The organism is uncultured Hymenobacter sp., from assembly GCF_964243305.1.
Classification (GTDB): domain Bacteria; phylum Bacteroidota; class Bacteroidia; order Cytophagales; family Hymenobacteraceae; genus Hymenobacter.
In genome coordinates this window covers 162-23609 of record NZ_CAXTEF010000004.1, presented here as the reverse complement: position 1 = coordinate 23609, position 23448 = coordinate 162, and the positions used below count along the sequence as shown (strand labels likewise).

26 protein-coding genes and 1 tRNA gene are annotated in these 23448 nt (G+C 60.9%); 9 read left to right on the top strand and 18 right to left on the bottom strand.

From position 1 onward, the window contains the following. Positions 1-92: 92 nt before the first annotated feature. From ACFE70_RS03925 to ACFE70_RS03915, 3 genes are all read right to left on the bottom strand, one after another. Entirely contained in the window at positions 93-1022 is a 930-nt protein-coding gene (locus ACFE70_RS03925; protein WP_375416413.1) for a hypothetical protein, read from the bottom strand. An 81-nt stretch (positions 1023-1103) separates the two neighbouring features. Beyond that, positions 1104-1325 carry a membrane protein insertion efficiency factor YidD gene (yidD, locus tag ACFE70_RS03920; protein WP_375416412.1) on the bottom strand — a complete coding sequence of 74 codons (222 nt, stop codon included), beginning with the start codon at positions 1323-1325 and terminating at the stop codon, positions 1104-1106. Between the two features lie 67 nt (positions 1326-1392). Further along, a complete protein-coding gene (locus tag ACFE70_RS03915; RefSeq protein WP_375416411.1) occupies positions 1393-2151 on the bottom strand; it encodes a M48 family metallopeptidase in 759 nt (252 codons plus the stop codon). Positions 2152-2279: 128 nt separating this feature from the next. Between ACFE70_RS03915 and ACFE70_RS03910 the strand changes: the two genes are divergently transcribed. Both ACFE70_RS03910 and ACFE70_RS03905 read left to right on the top strand, forming a co-directional pair. Next, entirely contained in the window at positions 2280-3143 is an 864-nt protein-coding gene (locus ACFE70_RS03910; protein WP_375416410.1) for a hypothetical protein, read from the top strand. A gap of 122 nt (positions 3144-3265) precedes the next feature. Continuing rightward, positions 3266-5413: a ComEA family DNA-binding protein gene (locus ACFE70_RS03905; RefSeq protein WP_375416409.1), complete on the top strand. Its 2148-nt coding sequence runs from the start codon at positions 3266-3268 to the stop codon at positions 5411-5413. Between the two features lie 34 nt (positions 5414-5447). Here the strand turns inward: ACFE70_RS03905 and ACFE70_RS03900 are convergent, their stop codons facing one another. Further along, positions 5448-5978, bottom strand: coding sequence for a DUF2480 family protein (locus ACFE70_RS03900; protein ID WP_375416408.1), 531 nt, complete (start codon positions 5976-5978; stop codon positions 5448-5450). An 81-nt stretch (positions 5979-6059) separates the two neighbouring features. Here ACFE70_RS03900 and ACFE70_RS03895 point away from each other — a divergent pair, with 81 nt between their 5' ends. Further along, complete coding sequence (locus tag ACFE70_RS03895; RefSeq protein ID WP_375416407.1) at positions 6060-6230, top strand: hypothetical protein; 171 nt, start codon at positions 6060-6062, stop codon at positions 6228-6230. A 9-nt stretch (positions 6231-6239) separates the two neighbouring features. Here the strand turns inward: ACFE70_RS03895 and tsaB are convergent, their stop codons facing one another. Next, positions 6240-6944, bottom strand: a complete 705-nt coding sequence (tsaB, locus tag ACFE70_RS03890) for a tRNA (adenosine(37)-N6)-threonylcarbamoyltransferase complex dimerization subunit type 1 TsaB (protein ID WP_375416406.1) — start codon at positions 6942-6944, stop codon at positions 6240-6242. Between the two features lie 240 nt (positions 6945-7184). On the opposite strand from tsaB, the gene ACFE70_RS03885 reads away from it, so the two are divergent. The 3 genes from ACFE70_RS03885 to ACFE70_RS03875 all read left to right on the top strand — a co-directional run bounded on the left by ACFE70_RS03885 (position 7185) and on the right by ACFE70_RS03875 (position 9880). Next, positions 7185-8996, top strand: a complete 1812-nt coding sequence (locus ACFE70_RS03885; RefSeq protein WP_375416405.1) for an ABC transporter ATP-binding protein — start codon at positions 7185-7187, stop codon at positions 8994-8996. Between the two features lie 236 nt (positions 8997-9232). Beyond that, entirely contained in the window at positions 9233-9574 is a 342-nt protein-coding gene (locus tag ACFE70_RS03880) for a hypothetical protein (protein WP_375416404.1), read from the top strand. A 6-nt stretch (positions 9575-9580) separates the two neighbouring features. Continuing rightward, positions 9581-9880, top strand: a complete 300-nt coding sequence (locus tag ACFE70_RS03875; protein WP_375416403.1) for a type II toxin-antitoxin system RelE/ParE family toxin — start codon at positions 9581-9583, stop codon at positions 9878-9880. Positions 9881-9886: 6 nt separating this feature from the next. On the opposite strand, the gene ACFE70_RS03870 is transcribed toward ACFE70_RS03875, so the two are convergent. The 5 genes from ACFE70_RS03870 to rpmH all read right to left on the bottom strand — a co-directional run bounded on the left by ACFE70_RS03870 (position 9887) and on the right by rpmH (position 13614). Then, a complete protein-coding gene (locus ACFE70_RS03870; RefSeq protein ID WP_375416402.1) occupies positions 9887-10582 on the bottom strand; it encodes a hypothetical protein in 696 nt (231 codons plus the stop codon). 123 nt (positions 10583-10705) lie between these two features. After that, positions 10706-11017: a hypothetical protein gene (locus ACFE70_RS03865; RefSeq protein WP_375416401.1), complete on the bottom strand. Its 312-nt coding sequence runs from the start codon at positions 11015-11017 to the stop codon at positions 10706-10708. A 44-nt stretch (positions 11018-11061) separates the two neighbouring features. Further along, positions 11062-12759: a S41 family peptidase gene (locus ACFE70_RS03860; RefSeq protein ID WP_375416400.1), complete on the bottom strand. Its 1698-nt coding sequence runs from the start codon at positions 12757-12759 to the stop codon at positions 11062-11064. A 207-nt stretch (positions 12760-12966) separates the two neighbouring features. Then, positions 12967-13395: a ribonuclease P protein component gene (locus tag ACFE70_RS03855; protein ID WP_375416399.1), complete on the bottom strand. Its 429-nt coding sequence runs from the start codon at positions 13393-13395 to the stop codon at positions 12967-12969. Between the two features lie 60 nt (positions 13396-13455). Further along, positions 13456-13614 carry a 50S ribosomal protein L34 gene (rpmH, locus tag ACFE70_RS03850; protein ID WP_375416398.1) on the bottom strand — a complete coding sequence of 53 codons (159 nt, stop codon included), beginning with the start codon at positions 13612-13614 and terminating at the stop codon, positions 13456-13458. A 196-nt stretch (positions 13615-13810) separates the two neighbouring features. Here rpmH and ACFE70_RS03845 point away from each other — a divergent pair, with 196 nt between their 5' ends. Continuing rightward, positions 13811-15547 (top strand): M61 family metallopeptidase, encoded by a 1737-nt coding sequence (locus ACFE70_RS03845; protein ID WP_375416397.1) that lies wholly within the window; start codon positions 13811-13813, stop codon positions 15545-15547. A 292-nt stretch (positions 15548-15839) separates the two neighbouring features. Here the strand turns inward: ACFE70_RS03845 and ACFE70_RS03840 are convergent, their stop codons facing one another. After that, entirely contained in the window at positions 15840-16058 is a 219-nt protein-coding gene (locus tag ACFE70_RS03840) for a hypothetical protein (protein ID WP_375416396.1), read from the bottom strand. Positions 16059-16468: 410 nt separating this feature from the next. Further along, positions 16469-16798 carry a hypothetical protein gene (locus ACFE70_RS03835; protein ID WP_375416395.1) on the bottom strand — a complete coding sequence of 110 codons (330 nt, stop codon included), beginning with the start codon at positions 16796-16798 and terminating at the stop codon, positions 16469-16471. A 153-nt stretch (positions 16799-16951) separates the two neighbouring features. Between ACFE70_RS03835 and ACFE70_RS03830 the strand changes: the two genes are divergently transcribed. Next, entirely contained in the window at positions 16952-17572 is a 621-nt protein-coding gene (locus ACFE70_RS03830) for a Uma2 family endonuclease (protein ID WP_375416394.1), read from the top strand. Between the two features lie 141 nt (positions 17573-17713). Here the strand turns inward: ACFE70_RS03830 and ACFE70_RS03825 are convergent, their stop codons facing one another. The 3 genes from ACFE70_RS03825 to ACFE70_RS03815 all read right to left on the bottom strand — a co-directional run bounded on the left by ACFE70_RS03825 (position 17714) and on the right by ACFE70_RS03815 (position 19234). After that, positions 17714-17998 (bottom strand): hypothetical protein, encoded by a 285-nt coding sequence (locus tag ACFE70_RS03825; RefSeq protein WP_375416393.1) that lies wholly within the window; start codon positions 17996-17998, stop codon positions 17714-17716. A gap of 100 nt (positions 17999-18098) precedes the next feature. Continuing rightward, a complete protein-coding gene (locus tag ACFE70_RS03820; RefSeq protein WP_375416392.1) occupies positions 18099-19043 on the bottom strand; it encodes a PfkB family carbohydrate kinase in 945 nt (314 codons plus the stop codon). Between the two features lie 117 nt (positions 19044-19160). Further along, positions 19161-19234 (bottom strand) — tRNA-His (locus ACFE70_RS03815). Positions 19235-19415: 181 nt separating this feature from the next. Between ACFE70_RS03815 and ACFE70_RS03810 the strand changes: the two genes are divergently transcribed. Further along, entirely contained in the window at positions 19416-20831 is a 1416-nt protein-coding gene (locus ACFE70_RS03810; RefSeq protein ID WP_375416391.1) for a DEAD/DEAH box helicase, read from the top strand. A 224-nt stretch (positions 20832-21055) separates the two neighbouring features. Here the strand turns inward: ACFE70_RS03810 and ACFE70_RS03805 are convergent, their stop codons facing one another. The 3 genes from ACFE70_RS03805 to ACFE70_RS03795 all read right to left on the bottom strand — a co-directional run. Next, positions 21056-21502 (bottom strand): hypothetical protein, encoded by a 447-nt coding sequence (locus ACFE70_RS03805; protein ID WP_375416390.1) that lies wholly within the window; start codon positions 21500-21502, stop codon positions 21056-21058. 217 nt (positions 21503-21719) lie between these two features. Further along, positions 21720-22451: a uracil phosphoribosyltransferase gene (upp, locus tag ACFE70_RS03800; protein WP_375416389.1), complete on the bottom strand. Its 732-nt coding sequence runs from the start codon at positions 22449-22451 to the stop codon at positions 21720-21722. Then, on the bottom strand, positions 22436-23448 hold a 1013-nt coding region (locus ACFE70_RS03795; RefSeq protein ID WP_375416388.1), incomplete at its 5' end, for a GNAT family N-acetyltransferase. The genes upp and ACFE70_RS03795, both read right to left, overlap by 16 nt.

Sequence of the window (23448 nt, the reverse complement as noted above, 5' to 3'; positions counted from 1 at the left end):
TTAAACGTTAAAATCCCTACCCCCCTTATTCGGCTTCAAGCCAGACCAGGGGGTAGGGATTTTAACGTTTAACTCTTCACTTTTAACTCAACTCATGGCAGCTTATACTCAAACAGGCCGCCCTGCTCGGTTGAAATCAGCAGCGTGTTGGCGTCTTTGAAGGTGCAGCCTTCGGTCTGGCCGGCGCCGGCCAATGATATCTGGCGCGGGGTGGCTTTGAGGATTTCCTGCCAGGAGCTGCCGTCGAGGATGAACAGCTCTTCGCGGCCGAGCAGCACCAGCCGGCGGCCGTCGGGGCGCAGGGCGGCGTCGGTCACTTCGCCGGCAATGGCCAGGGATGTGACCAACTGGGCCTCATAGTCGCCGGGCGCGGCGGGCACGCTGTACACTTTGCTGGTGCGCCCGGCCCGGTCTTTCGTGAACAGGTACACCCGGCCGGCGTGCCAGACGATGGCCTCGCAGTCGAAGTTCTGGGCTTTTTTGCTGCTGGGCGGAAACTCGGTCTGGTCGGGATAGCGGAAGCTGATTTGCTGGAGCTGGTTGGGCTGGTCGGGCCGCAGGCGATAGATGGAAAGGTCGCGGCGGCGGCTCTCGTTGTTGCCGCAGTTGCCGAGGTAGTAGTTGCCCTGGTCGTCGCGGCTCAGGCTTTCCCAGTCGTCGTTGGTCGCGCCCAGCTCCAGGGTGCCGAGCAGCTTGCCCGTGCCGTCGAATTGATAAAGGATGGACGGATTGCCGCCGTCGCCGAAGCTGTAGTAGGTGCCCGGCTGCGGGGCCGGGCACAGGCTGGAGCTTTCGGGCACCACGCCCTTGAGCGAGCCCACGCGCCGTAGCCCCGCGACAGCGGCGGCGTCTTTGCTTTTGGTTTTGCCCTTGTTCTTCTTGCCCTTGCCTTTTTCCTTGGCGCCGTCCGTGGTAGCTGCTTGGTCGGTGCTGGTTTCGGCGGCCTGGTCGGATTGGGCCTGCGAGCAGCCGGCCGTGAGCACGAGCAGACTCAGGCTGCCGAGGAAAATGGGAATGCGCATCAGAGAAAAGTAAATCAAAAGCAGCGGCTTATTCGCCAGGCGCGGTGCCCGGTGGGCCTCGCTATACGGGCCGGGCCAGCGCTAGGGTACGGGGTCGGGGCCGTGGCCGCCCCAGGGGTGGCAGCGGGCTATGCGGCGCAGGGCCAGCCCGCCCCCGCGCCAGGGCCCATACCGGCCAATGGCCTCGGCCGCGTAGGCCGAGCACGTGGGCACGTAGCGGCAGCTGGCCGGCGTGAGCGGCGAAATCAGGTGCCGATAAAACCAGATGAGGCCGAGCAAGAGGCAGCGAAAAAGGTGGTTCATAAATTCAGCGATGCCGGATAACTGGCTGGGTCCTGCCTGCTGCCGGGCCGCTCCTCTCCAAACAGCCCTACCGCGGCAGCGCGTTCAGCTCTTGTTTCCAGTGCGGCCAGTCGGGCAGCAGCCGGGTTTGCAGGGCATAAAAGGCGGCCGAGTGGTTGGGCACCAGCAGGTGGCAGCACTCGTGCAGCAGCACATACCGGATGCACTCCGGGCGGGCCCGCACCAGGTCGCGGCTCAGGCGGATGCGGCCCGTGCGTGGCGTACACGAGCCCCAGCGCGTGCGCATGGGCCGCACCAGCAGCACCGGGCGGGGCAGGCTGAACTCGGTAAATAGCGGCCAGACCTGCGCCAGGGCCTCGGCAAACTGGGTGGCCGCCTGCCGCCTGTACCAGTCATCGAGCAGGGTTGCCAGTTGGGCGGGGGGTAGGGATTCGGGCGCCGTTACGCGCAGCGCCCCGGCCGTGAGCGTGACGGCGGTGGCCGGGCTTTGCGCTAAAAGCAGGGGGTAGGGATTGCCCAGAAAATAGTACGGAGTGCCCGCTTCGGGGACGCGGGCCGGTGCCGCGGGTGGGCGCTGCCGGAAGGCCGTCTGGTGTTTCACAATCCAGGGTGCCTTGCGCAGCACCTGCGCCGCCACCCAGGCCGGGGCGGTGCCGCGCGGGGCACTCACGTGCAGGCTGCCATCGGGGCGCACCACGAAGCCCAGCGTGCGCCGGGGCCGAAAATGCAGCTGATACGTGAGCGGCTGATTCTGATACGTAACCGTTTCAGTGCGGGAAGAAGGGGGGGTAGGGCGGGGCATGAGCGGCAGCGGCGGATAACGCAAATCAGGTAGAAGATAAATAAACTAAGAAAATAGCGGGCGGGTCCGACCAGCTACGGGCCGCATCCTATCTTCCAGCTATGATTAGACGGCTACTGCCTCAGCCTGCGCGATTTATCTTTCTTCGACTTTTGCTTGGGCTGTGCGCCGCCGCGCCGCTAGGCCATGCCGCGCGGGCGCAGGCCAGCGGGCCGGGCGTGCACGGCGCCCGCGCCGCTGGCCTGAGCAACGCTTCCGTGGCGCTGGCCGGTGAGGTGTGGGCCGTGGGCAACAACGCCGCCGGCCTCGGCGAGTTGAGCCAGCCGACCGGGGGCGCCTACGCCGAAAACCGCTATTTCAGCGCTGCGCTTAACGTGGCGGCACTGGTTGTGGCCCTGCCCCTGGGCGGCACCGAGCGCGCCGCCGAAAGCGCCGGGCCCCGCGCCCGGCGGGGCGTGGTCGGCTTGGAGGCGCAGCGCTTTGGTGGGGCGCTCTATAATGAGACGCGGCTGGCGGCCGGCTACGGCTACCGGCTGGGACTGGTGGCCGTGGGTGCCCGGCTGGAGGTGCTGCAACTCAGCCTCGAAGGCCTCGGCAGCCGGCGCGTGCTGCTGGCCAGCCTGGGCGGACAGGTGGAGATGCTGCCCAAAAAATTAACTTTTGGCGCTTATCTCTACAATTTAAACCAGGCCCGGCTGGCTGATTACTTGGATGAGCGGGTGCCCACGGTGCTCAAGGCCGGCCTGGCATACCGGCCAGCGAAGTCGGTTTTGCTCTGCGTCGAAACGGAGAAAGAGGTAGAGCGCGCCGCCAATTTCAAGGCCGGCCTGGAATACCAGCTGGTGCCGGTGCTGGCGGCCCGCCTGGGCTTCGCCAGCCTGAGCGAGCAAACCACGGCCGGGCTGGGTTTGCGCTTCGGCCGCTATGCTTTTGACTACGCCGCGGCCTGGCAGACGGCGCTGGGCCTGAGCCAGCAGCTGAGCCTGAGTTTGCGCTTTGAAAAAAGCGAGCGATGAAAAATTGGTTTTCCGTGCTAGTGGGCCAGGCACTATTGCGCGCAGGGCTTGGCAGGGTTAGCGCGCAGGGTGTCGCGGGGCGCAAACAGGGATGTTCCGGCGGGGGAGGGGTAGGGAAATTGATGGTGGCTAGCCTTGGCCGCGGCCTCAGCGGTAGCGGCTGGCTTCGAGTACTGCTCATTCCTCATTTCTCATTCTTCATTTTTGATTCATCCCAAGCGCAAGACTACCCCCGCCGCCCCCCCGACCTCGACCGGCTGACGCAGGAGCTGTTCGCCGAAATCACCTCCGACCAAGTGCCCTACGAGGATTTGTACGAGACGCTGCTGCAATACTATCAAACGCCGCTCAACCTCAATACGGCCACGCGCGAGCAGCTGCGGGCGCTGCTGCTGCTGTCGGAAACCCAGATTGGCGCGCTGCTGGCTCACCGCGCCGCCACCGGCGAGCTGCTGAGCTTGTATGAGCTGCAAATCGTGCCGGGGTTTGATTTGCGCACTATCTACCGCGTGGCGCCCTTCGTCGTGGTGAGCAGCGCCGACGCCAATGGGCAGCGCGGGCCGCTCTGGCAGCGCATTAAAAATGAGGATAACAACGCCTTGTTTCTGCGCTACGAGCGGGTGCTCCAAGCGCGCAAAGGCTACGCGGCCTCCGACACGTTTCAGGGCCGGCCCACGACGCGCTACCTCGGCTCGCCTGACAAGCTTGTGCTGCGCTACCGCGTCAGCCACAGCCGCGATTTCAGCCTGGGCGTCACGGCCGAAAAAGATGCCGGCGAGCCCTTAGCCTGGCGGCCGGGCCGGCGGCAGTTTGGGGCCGATTATGTGTCGGCGCACTTCGTGGTGCAGGAGCGGGGTAAGCTGCGGACGCTGGCACTGGGCGACTACCAGCTGCAATTCGGGCAGGGCTTGCTGCTCTCGTCGGGCCTGGCCGTGGGCAAGGGCGCGGAGACGATTACGACGCTGCGGCGCTCGTCGGTGGGGGTGCGGCCCTACGCGGCGCTGCTCGAAAACAGCTTTTTCCGGGGCGCGGCGGCCACGTATCAGCTCACGGCGCGCGTGGCAGCCACGGCGTTTGCCTCTTACAAGCACGTTGATGCTAACCTTCAGCAGCGGGCTGATTCGCTGGCCGCGGTCGATGAATTCAGCTCCGGCCTCTTGCTGACGGGCTTGCACCGCACGGCCACGGAGCAGGCCAACCGCCAGCGCCTGGCCGAAACCGTGGGCGGCGGCAACCTGGAGTTCAGCAGCCGTGAGGGCCGCTTCTCGGCCGGCCTGACGGTCGTTGGCACCCACTTCGATACGCCCTTGCTTAAGCGCGATGAGCCCTATAATCGATTTGAGTTTCGGGGCCAGAACAACCTGAGCCTGGGCTTGCACTACAGCTACGCCTGGCGCAATCTGCTCTGGTTTGGCGAAACGGCACGCAGCGCTAGCGGGGGGGTAGGGACAGTGAATGGCGTGCTCGCCAGCCTGGCCGCCAACGTGGATGCGGCCGTGCTGACCCGTCATTTCACCCCCGATTTTCACACGCTCTACGGTAACGCTTTCAGCGAGAACACCCGCAACATCAACGAAACCGGCCTTTACCTGGGCTTGAAAGTGCGGCCGGCCGCTAAGTGGGAAGTCAGCGCCTACTACGACCAGTTCCGGTTTCCCTGGCTACGCTACCAGGTGACAGCGCCCAGCCGCGGCCACGACGCGCTGTTGCGGCTGGCCTATGCGCCCTCGAAAACCAGTTTGCTCTACCTGCAAGTCCGGCAGCGCGAAAAGCCCTATAACCTACCCAGCGACCCCGCCCGGCCCCTACCCCTGCCCGCGCCGCAAACGCGCCGCTCGTTACTGCTCTACCTCAACACCCAGCCCCTGCCCGCCCTGGAACTGCGCACCCGCCTGCAAGCCAGCCAACTGCGCGACGATATCGGCCTGCCCTGGCGCCGCGGCTACCTCCTGGCCCAGGACGTGAGCGTGCAGCCCTCCCGGAAGCTGAAAATCTCAGCTCGCTATGCCCTCTTCGATACCGACGACTACGACACCCGGCAGTACGTATTCGAGCAGGATATTCTGTATGCCGTCTCCATTCCGGCGCTCTCCGGCCAGGGCACGCGGGTTTATTTGCTAACCCAAATCAGTGTCAATCAGCACTTCACGCTCTGGCTGCGCTACGCCAACACGCACTTTCGGCACCAAACCACGGTTGGCTCCGGGTTGGAGGAAATTCAGGGCAACGAGCGCTCGGAGGTGAAGGCGCAGGTGCGCTATAAGTTCTGAGTAGCGCGGACTACCAAGTCCGCGCTACAGCTAACTACTCGGCCACGCCGGCCGCCACTTTCGCCTTTTTATATAGGGGCACGGTGCTGCACGGCTCGCCATACATCACGCTGGCGGCCACGGGCAGCAGCTTGTGCATAATCTCGACGTAGGCAAACGTGGGTACGGGCTGGTCGCCGCAGCCCTTCACCACTACTTTCGCGTCGCGGTATTCTTCCACCTGAATGCCGGCAATGGCTTCCTGAAACAAAGCCTGCTCCAACGCCTCCAAGTTGCCGAACACGTAGCGGTGCGCGTGGGCTTGCAGCCTGATGGCCAGCAGCATGTAGGCCCAGGTCGGCACGATGGCATCGGCCGAGCAGATGATGGCCACGCTCTGGCCATTAAACTGCGTCCAGTCGTGGGTTTTGATGAACTCGCGGAAGTCTTTTTCGCGCAGCATCAGCCCGTGGAAAAGGTTGTCCTTGATGTCGTACACAACCCGCTCGCCGGCATGAATAAATTCTTCCAGGTTCAGGGTGACGAGGCCCGAATTGGCGACGCGGTTCACGAAGAGCGGTTCCATAAGCAGATAGCGGGATGATAAATAAGAAACAGGATGCCCAATACAGCGGTAAGAGCAGAAATTAATGACGAGCCATCAGGTATGAAAACTAAGTTTTGCGCCTATTGCCAGACGGAAGCTGCCACGCTGTACCGGATACAAACGCAGCGAGAAGGCAAAAGCTGGGTTTTTGTTTGTGAGGGCTGCTGTATCAAAGCTAAAACCCAGCCCGGCTACCGCTACGGCGGCACCTGGCAGGGCTACCGGCACTAGCGCGCAAGCTCAGGCGCGGGGCGTGGTAGTGTAAACTTCTTTCAAATAAAACGGCTCGTAATAGGCTACATCCCGAAACTCGTGCCGCTGGTACGCCGCCCGCGCCAGCCCGCCAACCGCCGCTGCCGACGGCACCACGCCCGCCAAGAAACGTGCGTTCGTAGCCGCCAAATCAGCCGGCAGCAGCGCCCGAAACTTAGCGGCGCCGTCGCCAAAGAACAACACGCGGGACTGGGCCAAATGTTCGGCCAGCGCGCCTTCGCTTAGAATGAGGGGGGTAGGGGCCAGCACCTCCGCGCCATCCGCCCGGTAAATAGCCGTGTACACCTCCTGCCGCCGCGCGTCCAGCATCGGGCAAAGTAAGTAATCTTCAGCCGAAGCTGTCACGCCCGCCACCTGCCGGGCCAGTGCCGCCAGCGTGCCCACGGCCAGCAGCGGAATATCCAGCGCGAAGCACAGCCCTTTGGCCGCCGCCGCCCCGATGCGCAGGCCCGTGTAGGAGCCCGGCCCGTCGCTCAGGGCCACGGCCGCGAGGTGGGGTAGGGAATGGCCAGTGTTCTCCAGCAACTGCTCAATGAGCACCGTCAGGTGCGTGGAGTGCGACTGCGCCACCCGCAGCTCCGAAAGGCCCAGCAGGCGGCCATCGGCCAGCGCGTGCAAGGCCACCGAGCAGATAGGCGAAGAGGTATCGAGGGAAAGTAGCAGGTCGGCCAAGCGGGTAATTAATAGAGAAAGCAAAGTTAGGTGGCTGAGTAACTCGAAGCCTGGGCCCTTAATGAGCAGCCGAGTCACAAGTCACTTATGGCTATTCACTTATGGCTCTGGCTGCGCATGACCGGCGCCCCCTCTTTTTTGGAGAGGGGGTAGGGGGGTGAGGTTCCCCCGCGCCAACAACCTCCATCATACCCCGCCCGTCTAACCCGCGCTGCCTTCCCTACCCCCCTCGCCGCCGATATGAGCCTCTGGCAAATCATCCAACGCCTGCTGCCTTTCGTGCGGCCCTACCGCCCGCTGGTCGTCGCCACGCTGCTGCTCACGCTGGTCGGCTCGCTGGCCGCGCAGGTCAACCCGTTCGTCTTGCGCTACATCGTGGACCACGTGCAGAGCCTGCTCGACCGCGGGCTGGGGCTGGCCGCCGGCTGGCGGATGCTAGGCATCGTGAGCGGCATCCTGCTGGGCAAGGAAATCATTAACACCTTCATCACCTTCGGCCAGAAGTATTTTGGTGAGAAAATCCGCATCAACGTCTCCAGCACGCTCTCCCAAACCGCTGTCAGCCGGCTGCTGAGCTACGAGCTGGGCTTTTTCACGAGCGAGGAAAACCAGACCGGCAAGCTCCAGACCCGCATCGACCGCGGCGTGGAAAGCCTGATGAAGCTCGTCCAGAACTTCTTCATCGACATCCTACCCCTCTTCGCCAACGCCATCGTGGCGCTGGTCATCATGTTCGTGGCCAACAAGTGGGTCGGGATGGTCGCGCTGGCCGTGCTGCCGGTGTATTTCTGGCTCAGCTTCCGGCAAGCCGACCGGCTGCAAGGCGTGCGGCGCGGCTTGCAACGCCTACGTGAGCAGAAAAACCACGGCCTCATCAGCATTATCGACTCCATCGTGGTCATCAAAAGCTTCGTGCGCGAAGCCTACGAGGGCGAAAAGCAGGCCGACACCCAGGCCAAGCTAGTGCAGGCCCAGCTCGTGACGCGCAAAACCAACTTCCGCTACGACGGCCTCAAAACCTTCGTCGAGCAAATCGGCGTGGTCGTCATCATCGTGCTCACGGCCTACCTCGTGCTCGACCGCCAGATTTCCATTGGCGCCATCATGTTCCACATCCTGCTTTTCAACAACGTCTCGGCGCCCATCCGCCAGCTCCACCGCATCTACGACGAGATGAACGAGGCCCTGACGTATTCCGAAGGCTTTTTCGCCATCCTCGACGCCGACGACGCGGCCGAAAAAACCGGCCCGCTGGCGCCCGGCCAGGTGCGCGGCACGTTCGAGATTTACAATGTCGATTTCACGTACCCTGGCGGCACGCCCGCGCTGCACGACGTTTGCCTGACTATTGAGGCGGGCAAAACCACCGCCCTGGTCGGCCTGAGCGGCGCCGGCAAAAGCACGCTCATCAACCTGCTCTGCAAGTTCTACGCCCCCGACGAAGGCACGATGTTGCTCGACGGCCTACCCCTGGCCGACTACGACACCCAGGCCCTGCGCCAGCGCATCGGCCTCGTGCTCCAGAAAAACCACATCTTCAAGGGCACCATCGAGGAAAACATCCGCTACGGCGACTTCACCGCCACCCAGGCCGACATCGAAGCCGCCGCCAAACAGGCCTACCTGCACGACCAGATTCTGGACCTGCCCCGCCAGTACCAATCGGATGCCCAGCAGCTTTCTGGCGGCCAGCAACAGCGTATCGCTATCGCGCGGCTGTTCTTGAAAAACCCGCCCATCATTTTCCTCGACGAGCCCACCGCCAGCCTCGACGCCATCGCCACCGAGCAAATCAAGAACTCGCTCGACGCCATCAAGCAGGGCCGCACCGTGGTCATCATTTCCCACAGCCTCGCCCAAATCGTGGACTCGGACTGCATTTTCGTGATGAAAAAGGGCCGGATGGTCGAACGCGGCACCCACGATGAGCTGTACGCCCGCCGCGGCACCTACCGCGAGATATTCGACGCCTCCGCCCGCAGCCTCAACATCGAAAAGCTAGCTAAAACGATGGCTGATGATGGGGACGAGGTGATGGACACCGCGCTGTGAAGATTGGTTAACAGGAATTTAGAGACTTTTCATTTGAACTCCCTACCCCCTCGCGTTGGTCATGCTGAGCCTGCGAAGCATCTTATCACCTTGGGACGACGCAGTAATTAACTGTTCTAGCTTCGTTCCCCGGCGAGAGGATGCTTCGCAGGCTCAGCATGACCAACGCGAGGGGGTAGGGATTTACCCCAGGCCCGAAGTAACTTTGGTTACTCCGCTTATTCCCGCTCTTTCTCATGGAAACCGCCGCTCCTCAACCCGCCGCCCCACGCCGCCGCGCCCCAGCCGCCAAACCCGCCGCCGAGGCAGCGCCGTCCAAGCCTGCCCGCGCCAAAAAGCTACCGAAAGCCACAATCGAAACAACAGCCGAAGCGTTCATGGCTCTTTTCAATGCGCTGCCCGGCGCAATCAAATGGCGCATTGTGCAGAAAATAGAGGAGCAGGAAGAAGAGTTTGAGGCGCGAGAGTTTGACGCAGCTCGCGCCGAATATCTTGAAAGTATTGCCGCGGAAAAGGGCATCCCCTTCGAGCAGGTAATGGCGGAGTACGAGGCGTTACACCAAGCCAAGCTTACCTAGCCCTACGTGAAGCGCCCACCCAAACCCAATCAGGAACCGCCCGCGCCCAAACGATACCGAGTTGAATTTTCGCCGCAAGCTGCCAAGCAATTCAAGAAACTGCCGCTTAAAATTGCCCAACAAGTAAAAACTGAAATTGCAATGCTGTCCGATAACCCGCGCCCGTATGGTTATCTGAAGCTGAAAGGCCGCGAAGGCTACCGGATTCGCGTGGGCGACTACCGCGTGTTGTATTCCATCTTCGACGCCGTGCTGTTGGTCGAAATAGTGAAAGTAGGGACGCGCGGTAATTTTTATAATGAATAGGATTACTTAGTAAATCTCTTTTGGGTCCAGCTTTTTCCCAGTCAACCTTAACATCTCCAGGCACACATCCTTCACGGGGTGCGCTGACAAATCAACCTCGACTTGCTTATAGCGGCCTTTGTAATAGACTTCTAAAATCCAGTTAGAGCCGTCAGTGTGTATACCACGATTATATTCAGGCTTCATCTGCCAAAAACCAATGGTGTTCAGCTTATTAATAATTGCTGTAGTCTCATTTAATGGTAAAATAGCGACCTGTTGTTGATGCACAAATGGAAAAGGCTTGCCAAAGCATTTATTCTCCTTGCGGACTGGGCAATCATCGTTAAGCTGAGTGATGTCTTCTTTATAAAGCGCGAACCATTCTTGATAAAGTTTGCGCACACCGCTGGAATCATATATCTGAGGTCGATTTTCGACACGGACTACTACATAGGGATTAAAAGCCCGCCACCAAAAAAAGCGCAACGCGACTCTGTTTGTGTCTTTCAGTTTTTCGTAGTCTTCTTCATTATTTCGAACGAGGTAGACTAGCTTTTGCTGTCTGTCCGTCAATTTGTTATTGAATCTAACTGTATCAATCCATGCGAGTGAATCGATTGGCACCTTGACTTGAGCAGTTGGTAGATTCTGCTTCGATTGAGTTGAACATGCTTCGCACAAAAGCAGAATATACAACAGTCCGATGTGATACAGCTTCATAAATCGAACTATCAAATATTCACTTACCTACTTCGGTGTTCCCGCCGACTTGCGCGCGCTGGCCGTGTGGCTCGTGGGTTTGAATAGTGAGATGTAACGATGGACAACAGTGATGCACCAATTCTATTTGCCGCTCCCGCCAAGCAAGCCGAGAATCCGGTCAAGCTTGGTGTCCATGCCCTGCTGCCTATCCTCTATTGTTTGCAGCTTTCCATCTATCATTTGTTGTTTGCTGTCTAGAGTCTGCTGCTTCTCATTCATAATTTGCAACTGCTCTTTCACTTCTAGTAAAGTCCGCAAAACGAAATCCATATTCTCGCTTTGCTGAATAGCAAAATTCACCAGTTGCTTGAGTTGGGCCGTGTGGCGGTCCGAAACTGCCAGTACTTGCGCAACGAGCGGTTCGAGCTGGTCGAGACATTGGTCAGCGGTCATATAAATTAAGCTGAAAATGAGGGGTGGCAGAAATGTAGCAATGCCTACTTCCCTACTCCTGCCGACTTCCTTGAACTCGCCGCGTGACCCGTGGGCTTGAGCAGCGCCGCGTACTGGTTGGGGTCGTTGAGCACCCGCACGGCGGCCAGGATGTTGGGGTCATCATCGAAACCGGCTTCGGTGCGGCCTTTCTCGAAGTAGTAGCGCGACACGATTTCCTGCTCCAGTAGCTCCTTAATTTCGGGCTTGAAGCGCACGAGGTCGTTGCTTTTGTTGGTGCTGACTTTGCGGCGCATGGCTTCCAGCTCGGCCTTCACGTCGTCGTAGTGCTTTTCTTCCTTCACCTTTTTGGTGAGGTCGGCCAGGACTTTTTCGGCGTCGGTGCTGTAGCTCACGTTTTTGCCTTGCAGATAGGCGATGAACTTCTGGTAGTCGGCTTCGGCGAGCTTGAACTCACGGGCCGGCGCGATGCTGGCGTGCTCGGCGCGGTAGCGCGTGGCGAAGTCAAAAAGGTAGCTTTTCTGGAGCAGCACGCGGGTGATGTCGGCAATTTCGCGGTCCGGTACGTCCACGTCGGGGGCCACGCCGCCGCCGTCATACACGGTGCGGCCGGCCTGGGTTTTGAAGGCCGTGCGCAAGGAATCGGGAAACTTGGTCAGGCCGCCATCCTCGGCGCGGTGGGCGTAGTCGATTTCCTGGATGCAGCGCCCGCTGGGAATGTAGTATTTGGCGGTCGTCACCTTGAGCTGCGAGTTGTAGCTCAGCGGGCGCGTGGCCTGCACCAGCCCCTTGCCGAAGGTGCGCTCGCCCACCACCACGGCCCGGTCGTAGTCCTGAAGCACGCCCGACACGATTTCCGAGGCCGACGCCGAGCGGTTGCTGGTCACGATAGCAATCGGAATCTGGGTGTCCAAAGGCGTGTCGAGCGCTTTGTAGGTCTTGTTCCACTCCGTGACCTTGCCCTTGGTGCTCACCACGTCCAGGCCCTTGTCGATGAAGAGGTTGGACACGTTCACGGCCTCATTGAGCAAGCCGCCGGGGTTGCCGCGAATATCAAACACCAGCTTCTTGGCGCCCTGCTCCTTAAGCTTGGCCACGGCGGCACGCACCTCACGGCCCGCATCGACGGTGAATCCTCCCAGGCGGAAGTAACCGATTTCCGGCGAAATCATGCCTACGTAGGGCACATTTTCTACCTGGATTCGGTCGCGAGTAATGGTCAGTTCCACCGGCTTGTCCTGCCCGTAGCGCGTGACGGCGAGCTTTACCACCGACTGCGCCTGCCCCTTGAGCATCTTGCTCACGTCGGCGTCCGACTTTTTCTCGATGCTGACGCCGTTGATGCTGATGATTTCGTCGCCGGGGAGCAGGCCCGCTTTCTGCGCCGGGTAGCCCTCATACACAGTGCGCACCACCATCTTGCCGCCGCGCTTAACGGGCGTCGAGATGCCGATACCGCCGTACTGCCCCGTGGTGAGGGTGCGGTAGTCCTCAATATCGTCCTCGGGGATGTAGTTCGTGTATGGGTCCAGGGATTTGAGCATGGCATCAATCCCGGTCTTGACCAGCTTGGCGGGCGTGATTTCGTCCACGTAATACGTGTTCACCTCCTTGAAGAGGGTGACGAAAATGTCCAGGTTTTTGGCAATTTCGAAGAAGCGCTCGTTGTCGCCGGCCGGGCGAAAGGCGAAGAGCGAGGCGCCGGTCAGGGCCAGCAGGGGGAGGAGCTTCTTGCGGTTCATATATCGAATAGCTGATTAATTTGGGTCGGCGGCGGGGGCAGTTAGAACGTCATGCTGAGCTTGCGAAGCATCTGGCGTGCAGCACTAATTCAATCATTGTTCAGCCATCCAGATTACTGCTGCACGCCAGGTGCTTCGCAAGCTCAGCATGACCGCCTGTTTGCGCGTATTCCTTGCGACCAATAACCTGCCGTGAAGATACCAAACCTAGGCCGTAGGTTGCGCATCTGATTCGGCCAGCAAACGCTGAAACCCGGAAATTAATTTTTTCTGCACAAGGGCCAGCGGAGCCTGCTCCTTGCCGGTGTATAAGATGCCCAAAACGGCCACCGGATGCCCGCCCGGCGCTTCCAGCAGCCGGTATTTATTCAGCCGGTAGGCCTCGCGGATGAGGCGCTTGAGGTAGTTGCGGTCCACGGCCCGCTTGAAAGTGCGCTTGCTGACGCTGATGAGCACCTGCGGGGGACCCGGGCCGGGCGCCGCGGCCGGGAGCCAGATGAGGCGCAGGGGATAAACGCCAAAAGAGGAACCCCGGCCGCTGAAAAGCTCGTCGATGAGCTTCTTGCGGCACAGGTGTTCCTCTTTCGGGAAGGTGTGTCTTCTGGTGCTTGGTGCTTGGTGCTTGGTGCTTGGCATATACAAAAACTGCTTAGTGATATCACCAAGCACTAAGCACCAACAACCAAGTACTAAACTCTAGCGCTTGTGGCGGCCTTCATCGCTGACGGTGAGGCGCTTGCGGCCTTTGGCGCGGCGGCGGGCCAGCACGCTGCGGCCGTTGACGGTTTCCATGCGCGAGCGGAAGCCGTGCTTGTTGCGGCGCTTGCGCTGCGAGGGTTGGTAGGTGCGTTTCATCGGGATAAAGCGAAAAGTCGGGATTCGAGTTGGGCCGGCAAAGGTACGGGTTTCGATTAAGCCGTGCAAATAATCTGAACGCGCTGACTTAGAAGGCACTCAGGATACGTGTTTGAATTGCCTTTTTTCACGTACAAAACTGTAAGTACCCTTGTAGCTTCTGCGCCTTAACTCTACTCTAACTCTGCTTTGCCCGATGATTCAGTACCACGTCTCTTTTGACAATCCGCTTACTTTTTACCTGCAAATTCAGCTTACGCTCGACGTGCCGGCCGAGGCGCCCGCGCCGCTGGCCTTGCAGCTGCCCGCTTGGCGGCCCGGCCGCTACGAGCTGCAAAACTTCGCGCAGAAAATCCAGAAAGTCGTCGTTACGGACGCGGCCACGGGCCTATCCCTACCCCCCCGCAAGACAACCAAGGACCGCTGGGAAGTGGCCGACGCGGCCGGCAAGCAGCTCAAGGTCAGCTACAACTTCTACGCGCACCAGATGGATGCCGGCGGCTCCTGGCTCGATGCGTCGCAGCTGTATCTGAACCCGGTGCAGGCGCTGCTGTACGTCGTGGGCCGCGAGGATGAGGAATGCACGCTGGAGCTGGCCTTGCCGGATAACTGGCAGATAGCCTGCGGCCTGCCCGAGACCAGCCCGCACGTGCTCACGGCTCAGAACTTCGACCAGCTGGCGGATTCGCCGCTCATTGCCAGCCCGACACTTGAGCACTTTGAGTATGAGGCGGGGGGTAGGCGCTTTCACGTCTGGGCGCAGGGCGAGGAAGCGGTGCTGAACTGGGACATTCTGCTGGCCGATTTTCAGGCCTTCACCGAGGCGCAGCTCAAGCTATTCGGCTCACTGCCGGTCAAGGACTACCACTTCCTGAACCAGTTTCTGCCCTACAAGCACTACCACGGCGTCGAGCACGCCAACTCGACCGTGATTGTGCTGGGCCCGGCCGAGCTGCTGATGAGCGACGGCCTGTATAAGGAGCTGCTGGGCGTGAGCTGCCACGAGCTGTTTCACACCTGGAACATCAAGAGCATCCGGCCGGCCGAGCTGCAGCCGTATGATTACAGTCGCGAAAACTACTTCCGCACCTGCTACATCGCCGAGGGTATCACGACCTACTACGGCGAATATCTGCTGGCGCGCAGTCAGGTGCGCACGCCGGACCAGTATTTTGAGGAGCTGAACGCCGTGCTGCGCAAGCATTTTGACGACGCGGGCGGCGACAATCTGTCGCTGGCCGACGCCAGCATGGACCTCTGGCTCGACGGCTACCGGCCCGGCGTGCCCGACCGCAAAGTGTCGGTATACCACAAAGGCGCGCTGGCCGCGCTGCTGCTTGATTTGACCTTGCGGCAGCTTTCCGGCCATGCCCGCAGCCTCGATGACGTGATGCGCCGCTTGTACGAGGAGTTCGGCAAAACCGGCGTCGGCTACACCGAGGCCGACTACCAGCGCCTGGTGAGCGAAGTGGCCGGGCGCGACATGAAGCGCTATTTCGACCAGTTCATCGACGGCACCGCGCCGCTCATCGAGCCGTTGCAAAACGCGCTGCGCAAAGTGGGCTGCCAGCTTATTAGCAGCGAAAACGTGTCGGCCTCGGAAGGGCAGTTCGGCTTCCGCACGGTGCTGAAAAACGAGCGCACCGAAGTCAGCTACATCTGGCCCAACTCGCCCGCCGCCGCGGCCCTGACGGTAGATGACGAGCTGATTGCCGTCAACGGCCGCCGTGTAACCATGAACCTGCAAAGCCTGCTTTCCAGCGGCGCCGCGCAGTATGAGGTCAGCGTGTTTCGCCAAAACCGACTGCTGACCGTGACCCTGGCCGCGCAGGAAGGCGAGAGCTTCGGCCCCAAATACGAGGTTGCCAAGCTGGCCGAGGCCGACGCGGCGCAGCGGACGGGGTTTGCCAGGTGGCTGGGCTGGGAGTTTTAATCTACTGATTTAACTGATTTTAACGACTAAAGCGGATTAGTTGTGGTTCCGCAAGTGAGGATGCACTGCTGCCTAGCTGCACCAGCAAATTGCGATAATGCACCTTTTCTAGCACACCAAACGCCGCATTGGCCGCCGGCTGCAACATTTGCAATCCAGTGGGTAACTGATTGAAATTGGATAGATTGGAAAGACGAGGATAAGAATTTGACGTCATGACGTCATAACGTAACGCACTAAAAAGAAAGTAGAAAAAACACGTGGGACGCAGGAGCTCGGGCGAGCGGCTAACCTACCCAAATAAGCCCTCGGGGTTCGGGCCGAGGCCCGTAAACACAAAGCTCCCTACCAGCCATAGCGCCCAGAGTAAAAAGGCCACCACCAGCAGCCCCACCACGATCACCCGTAATCCGAGATAGAAGCTCCCCGTGCGCGGCAGATAGCGCAGCAGGCCATAACCGATGCCCGCTTCTACCAGGAGTTGCAGGGCTAACAGGCCGCGCAGATGCAATACGCCGTAGTCGGGGGCACCCTGACGCCGCGCCTTTTCCTCCGTAGCTACGAGTAACTAGGGCAATAAACTGATAGCGAAGAACAGACCTGCGACCACGAGGACCACCACAAACCAGAAGGATTTGCGCCCGGTAAAGGCTTTTAGGAGCTTAATTGACATGAGTTTTCAGCAATAAGTAGGCTCTTGACTTGCGTTAAAGCGTTTCCCAGAACCAGGTCAATATGTTCCGGGGCTAAGGTTGGCGGCTCAGTAGGGCGTATGAAGTAGCCACGAGTTGTCGTAAAAAGACCGAGCGCAAATCGCCTTCCAAGGCCAGCTTCCGCAAAGTAGCCAAACGTATAATAATTTATTGCTCTGTTTCTGAGTGCTACCATAAAAGAAGATTGCCTATCAGTTATGTCAGGCACTCATTTATACTTATTCAACTCCACAGCGGGAATAATGAATTTTTGCATTTCGCAAAAGCTCTTCCAGCGCTGCCGATACGTATGGGTGGTAAAATTGGGGGAGTAGTAGCGGGTTAATAGCTCGGAGAGCGTTACCTCCTGCCGACCTCGAAAGACATTCTTCCACAAGTCGTAGTAGCCAAAGCCTTCGGCATCGGATGCTAAGTCATTATGGGACGAGGTAATGAGGTATTCTAGCTCCACAATATCATTCAGCGTAGCAACTTTTTGCAGGTCAGGGTTGTCCCACGCCGCATAGGATACTGCCAGCGTACCTGTAATGTCGCCCATGAAGCTGGGCAAGTCCGCAGCATCGGTATGCCAAAATCTACCAGTCCGTCTGAGGGCGTGCGGGTGGCAGTTCGACCCGACACAGGGCTCGTAAACAGGCTGTCGAGCGTGTACATATAGTCACGCTGCCGGTCGGGGGCGTATTTTTAACTTATGGCCATCCTCATCACTTCCGCCGCCGACCTCGACCCCAACGGCACCTACACCTACGCCGACTACCTGAGCTGGCAGTTCACGGAGCTGGTGGAGCTGCTGCGCGGCAAGGTCATGCGCCGCATGAGCGCCCCTACCGACCAGCATCAGGCGCTCGTGGGAGAGCTGCACTTCCTGCTCAAAGCCCATTTGCGGCGGCACGCCTGTCAGGTGCGTATCGCTCCCTACGACGTGCGCCTGATAAAGCGCGGCACCTCGCCCCGTCCTGCCGACACGGCCATCCACACCGTGGTGCAGCCCGACATCTGCGTCATCTGCGACCCAGCTAAGATTGAGCGCCGGGGCTGCCTCGGCGCCCCGGACCTCATCATTGAGGTTACGTCGCCCGGCACGGCCGCCCGCGACTGGAAGGACAAGTTCGACCTCTACGAGGAAAACGAAGTGGGCGAATACTGGATAGTCACGCCGCAGGAAAGCAGCCTGGCCGCCTTCGTGCGCGACGAGGCTTCGGGCCGCTACCGCCTCGTGGGCGAGTACGCCGGCCCGGGCGCCATTCCCTGCCACACGCTGCCCGGCCTGGCTATGGACTGGACCGACGTGTTCTCCGACGCCGAAGTGTAAGAATGGCGCGGGCCGTTTTTCACGGCCCACGGCCTGCCAATCGGTGAGAGATGCCGCCCTGGCGCCAGCGTTGGTTGGTGGGCATACAACGAAAAACCCCGCTGGAACATCCAGCGGGGCTTTTTGTAAGTCGCTAAAAACTTAATCAGCGTGGCTGCCGGGGCCTTTCTCGGCGTTCGTCTTGTCCTGCGACATCGGGGCGTTGCCTTGCGGATTGCTGCGGGGCTTGTTGGTCTGGGTGTGGCGCACCTCGTTGAAGTTGCCGCCGGGCGTGCTGCCCTTGGTTTCGTTGCCCTGCTCGGTGAGGTGATTCTGATTCAGGTTCTGCACTTCCGATGAGTCGCCGTCGCCTTTAGGCTGGTTCTTGGAATTGGTCTGGCCCGAAGTTTCTTCGCTGAGGTCGAGGGGAATGTTCTTGAGAGACATGGCGCGGGATAGATAAGGTGAACGGATGCTGCCTTGTACCCGCACGGCCGCCAAAGGGTTGCCACCCGCCAATTCCCTACCCCTCTTCTTCAGCCCAACCCTAAACGGCCGGCACGTTGGCGATGGCCGTTTCGGGCAGCACCCGCACGAGGTCGGCAAACTGGGCTTCGCGGGCCTCGATTTCCTCCGGGCTCAGATGCAGCAGCCGCTCGGTGCCGAACTTCTCGACGCAGAACGAGGCCATCGCCGAGCCGTGAATCACGGCGCGCTTCATGTTCTCGAAGCTGTTGTCGTCGGTGGCGGCCAGGTAGCCGATGAAGCCGCCGGCGAAGGTGTCGCCGGCCCCCGTGGGGTCGAATACTTCTTCCAGGGGCAGGGCCGGGGCGTAGAACACCTTGTGCTTGTGAAAGAGCAGCGCGCCGTGCTCGCCCTTCTTGATAATCAGGAACTTGGGGCCGAGCGCCATGATGCTCTTGGCCGCTTTCACCAGCGAGTGCTCGCCCGAAAGCTGGCGGGCTTCCTCGTCGTTGATGCAAAGCACGTCGACCATCTCAATCGTGGTTTTCAGCTCTTCCAGCGCGCTGTCCATCCAGAAGTTCATCGTGTCCATCACAATCAGCTTGGGCCGGTTGACAAGGCGCTGAATGACGAGGCGCTGCACCTGTGGCGACAAGTTGCCGAGCATCAGGTACTTGCAGTCGAGGTAGGAATGCGGGATAACCGGGTCGAAATCGGCCAGCACGTTCAGCTCCGTGGCGATGGTTTCGCGGGTGCTCAGGTCCTGCGAATATTTGCCCGACCAGGAAAACGACTTTTCGCCGGCCCGGATTTGCAGGCCTTCGGTGTCAACGCCGTGCTCTTGCAACAGCAAAATATCGGCTTGCGGAAAATCATCGCCCACCACGGCCACCAGGTTCACGGGCTTTACCGAGTAGGAAGCGGCAAGGCCAATGAAGGGCGCCGCGCCGCCGAGGATTTTGTCGGTCTTGCCGAAAGGCGTTTCCAGGATGTCGAAGGCCACGGAACCGATAATGAGTAAGCTCATCTCTATAAGTGCTGGGGAAAAGAGGGGGTAGGAAAATGCGAATTGGCGGCACAACGGCGCCGACCATAAAAAAAGTCCCCGGAAGCTTTTCCGGGGACTTTTCAGGCAGTAAATAAGGGTAAATAATGGGGCTCGAACCCACGACCTTCGGAATCACAATCCGACGCTCTAACCAGCTGAGCTATATCTACCAGGTTTGGTTTTGCTGGCGCAAAGATAGAAAAGGAAGCCGGAATGGGCAAGAAAAGTTCGTGGGGCAGTAGCGTGGACTCTGCGAGTCCGCGCGGGAACGATATCCGAACGTCAGCCTAACTAATCCGCCCACGCGCGGACTCGCAGAGTCCACGCTACGGCGCGCCGTACCTTTGCCCCATGACTCCCGAAACTCCCGCCGCGCCTTCCTTCGCTGACTTCAAGCTTAATAAACAGCTACTTACCGCCGTCGCTGAGGCCGGATTCACTGATCCCACGCCCGTTCAAATCCAAACTATTCCGCTCTTGCTGGCCGGCCACGACGTGCTGGGCATCGCCCAGACCGGCACCGGCAAAACCGCCGCCTTCGGCCTGCCGCTGCTCATGAAGGTGAAGTACGCGCAGGGCCAGCACCCGCGCGCCCTCATCCTGGCGCCGACCCGCGAGTTGGCGATTCAGATTGAAACGCACCTGCAAAAGCTGGCTGCGCACACCGATTTGCGCCTGCTGGCCATCTACGGCGGACTGGGGCCGAAGTCGCAGATTGAGGCCATTGCTAAAGGCTTGGATATTCTCATTGCCACGCCGGGCCGGCTGATGGAGATTTATCTGAAGGGTGATTTGGTGCTCAAGGAGCTGAAAACTTTGGTGCTGGACGAGGCGGATAAGATGATGGACATGGGCTTCATGCCGCAGATTCGGCGCATCCTGGAGGTGATTCCGCGCAAGCGGCAAAACGTGCTGTTCTCGGCCACGATGCCGGAGCGCGTGACGTTGCTGAGCGAGGAATTCCTGGAGTTTCCGGTGCGCGTGGAAGTCACGCCGCCCGCCCAAACCGCCTCCACGGTGTCGCAGACGCTGTATCAAACGCCCAACCTGCTCACCAAAATCAACCTGCTGCATCACCTCTTGCACACCAATCAGGATACGATGACGCGGGTGCTGCTCTTCGCCCGCACCAAGGAGCACGCCGACCAGGTGGCGCACTTTCTGGAGCGCAAGGCGCCGGCCGGCGAGGTGCGTGTGATTCACGGTAACAAAGGTCAGAACGCGCGCATGAACAGCATGGACGCCTTTCGCGCCGGCGAAGTGCGCTACCTGGTAGCCACTGATGTGGCCGCCCGCGGCATCGACGTGCCGCAGGTCAGCCACGTCATCAACTTCGACGTGCCGCTGATTCACGACGACTACGTGCACCGCATCGGGCGCACCGGGCGAGCCTTGCACACGGGCGCCGCCATCACCTTCGCCAACGAGGCCGAGATGGTGCACGTGGGCGAGATTGAGCAGCTGATTAATCAGAAGATTGAATCCCTACCCCTGCCCGCGGAGGTGAAGGTCGAGGAGACGCCCTTTGAGGAGCAGCAGGCGATGGGCCGCGAGCTGGACGAGCGCCGCCGCAAGCTCGACCCTTCGTTTCAGGGCGCCTTTCACGAGAAGAAAGAGTGGATTAAGCCCGGCGAGACGATTGACAAGCGGACGGGCAAGGTGTTCGTGGCCGGCCGCACCAAAAGCCGCAAGGGCAGCAAGGCCCACCCCGGCAAGAAAGGCGCCTCGGCGCCCGGCGCCAAGGCCCTGAAGCGGCGCGGCCGGTAGCCTGGCCGGTAGCGCCGCCTGCGCCGGGGAGGCGGTCCGGTCCGACGCCGGAGGCGTCCGACCAGTGGTCGTGAGGCCAGCTTGCACGATTCGGGATGCTAATTCGGCAAGGCTGTTCCTGATAACAACCAGCAAGCGGCGCGCCTTTCAACCAGTCGGACAGCTGAAAAAGCCGTCGGACCGGACCGCTTCCCCGGCGCAGGCGGCACGGGCCCAGCCTGCTCCTACCGGTGAAGCCAGTGCGCCAGTTCGTCGCTGAGCAAGGTGAGTGTGACGCCCCAGAGCAGGGCGCTCCAGAGCATGTGCAGCAAGATGCGCGGGCGCGGCACGCCCAGCAGCGTAGCCACGACGGTGCCGCCGATGGGCGTGAACAGAATGGGTGTGAACAGGGCCAGACCGGGCATCCCGAAGCGCTGAAACACGCGCACGATGGTGCGCGAGCGGCGTGAAAAAACCTTCTCGTGGCGCAGGCGGCGCTGCTGCTGCCGGTGGCGCACCCAGCGCCGCCCGACGCCCGAGAGCAGGATAACCGTCGTCATCATGCCGGCCACCGTCAGGCCTAGCGTTTCGGCGAAGCCCAGGCCCAGCGAGGCGCCCGCCAGCGGTCCGCCCACGAACTTGACCATGCTTATCAGGAATACGGATGCGTATTTGGCAAGCTGGGGCAGCACGGCGGGCGGTTGGTTTCGGAAGTGGGGGTAGGGCTGGTAAAGGTACCGGTTGTGTTGGTGGTAGTGAAGCTGTGTGGTAGGAAAAGGACGGTCATGCAGAGCGCAGCGAAGCATCTCGCTCGGGGAAGTAATCAGCTTTTGCAACGATTAGATTACTGCTGCACGCGAGATGCTTCGCTGCGCTCTGCATGACCGCCTTTTTATCCTAAGCTCCCACTTAAATCTTGGAGCCGAATGCCAAGTCGCCGGCATCGCCGAGGCCGGGCACGATGTAGGCCTGCTCGTTGAGCTTTTCATCGACGGCGGCCACCCAGAGCGTGGCTTCGGGAATTTCGCGCCGCACGTAGTCCAGCCCTTCGGGCGAGGCAATGACGGCCGCGATGTGCACCTGCCGCGGCAAACCGAAGCGCAGCATGGCGCGGTACGTCTGCACGAGGCTTTTGCCGGTGGCCAGCATCGGGTCGGCCAGAATCAGCACCCGCTCATCGAGGCGCGGCGCCGAGAGGTAATCGACCTGCACCTGCACCTGGGCCGTGCCCTCGATGCGGTAGGCGGCCACGAAGGCGCTGGGCGACTGGTCGAAATAATTGAGAAAGCCCTGGTGAAACGGCAGGCCCGCGCGCAGCACCGTGGCCAGCACCGGGAAGTCGTGCAGGAGCTTGCCGGTGGCGGCGGCCAGCGGCGTCTGCACGGTTTGGTCGGTGTAGCTGAGGTGGGCGCTAATGCGGTAGGCGATGATTTCACCCAGCCGCTGGAGGTTGCGGCGGAAGCGCAGGCTGTCCTTCTGAATCTCCTTGTCGCGCAGCTCGGCCAGGAAATGGTTGGCAATGCTGGGCTCGGCGCAGACGATGTGCAGCCGGGCGTCGTCGGCGGCGGGGTTGGCGGCGGCAGGGGGGGTAGGGATTCCGGCCGTCGCGGCGGCAGATTCAGAAGTCAGGGACGCATCCATTTTAGCAGGCGAAGCCGGGGTGGGCGGGTGGAAGTAAGGGCCGCGTAAGGCACGGGCGCGGCCCCGAAGTTGGCGAAAAATCGGGCAACGCCGGGCAGCATACTACCCTCGAAGTCGAGCACCAGGCCCGGCGTGCCCGCGTGCTGCTGAATAACGTGGTCGAGCAGGCGCAGCGGGCCCGCCGCTTGCCGCCCCGCCGGGGAAGTGGCGGAGAACAGGTAGATGATGACTTCCGGCAGGCGCACGAACACGGCGCCGCTCAGCAATTCGCCGGTTTCGGGGGCACGCAGCTCCAGCAGCAGCGCGTGGCCGTGGCGCTGCAACCCGGCAATCAGGCGCGCCAAAAGGCGGTAGTGGCGCGGCTTCAGGCTTCCGATTTCAGCGCCTTTGTGCTGGCGGAATAAGCTGATGATGGCTTCAGCGAACGCGGTTTCGCGCACCGGATTGGGCTCATTAAGTGAGTTGAACTCGTCATGCGGGGCGCCAACTAGCGGGCCGGGCAGGCGGCGCAGGCGGCGGCGGTAGTCGGCGCAGTAGTTGGCCAGCAGGGCAGGGTAGAGCGGGGCCAGCGATAGGTGATACGTGCGCCGCTCACTGAGCGAAAAACCCAGCGCCGGCGGCAGCGCCGGCCAGGGCTGGGCCGCGCCGAGCTGGGTATAAAAGCGGGGGTAGGAAACAGCCAGGACCAGATACTCGGCCAGGTCGCGGTGCTGGCTTTCAGCGGTTAGCAGCAGGCCGAGCTGCTGGGTGAAAAGCGGCTGCACGACCTGGCGCCCCCACGGCCGCCGACGCACCGGCAGCACCAGCACCGAGCGGTAGCCGCCGCGCCCGTCGGGCTCCACCACGGCATCCCAGCGGCCGGCCGTGATTTGCAAATACCACGCAAAAGCATACGGCAGCCCGCCGCGGTTGGGGCTGGCCGCCACGCAGGCATCCCAGGCGGCGAGGTCGATTTGGGAGAAGCGAAGCAAAAGCAGCGGCACGGCCGGCAAGTTAG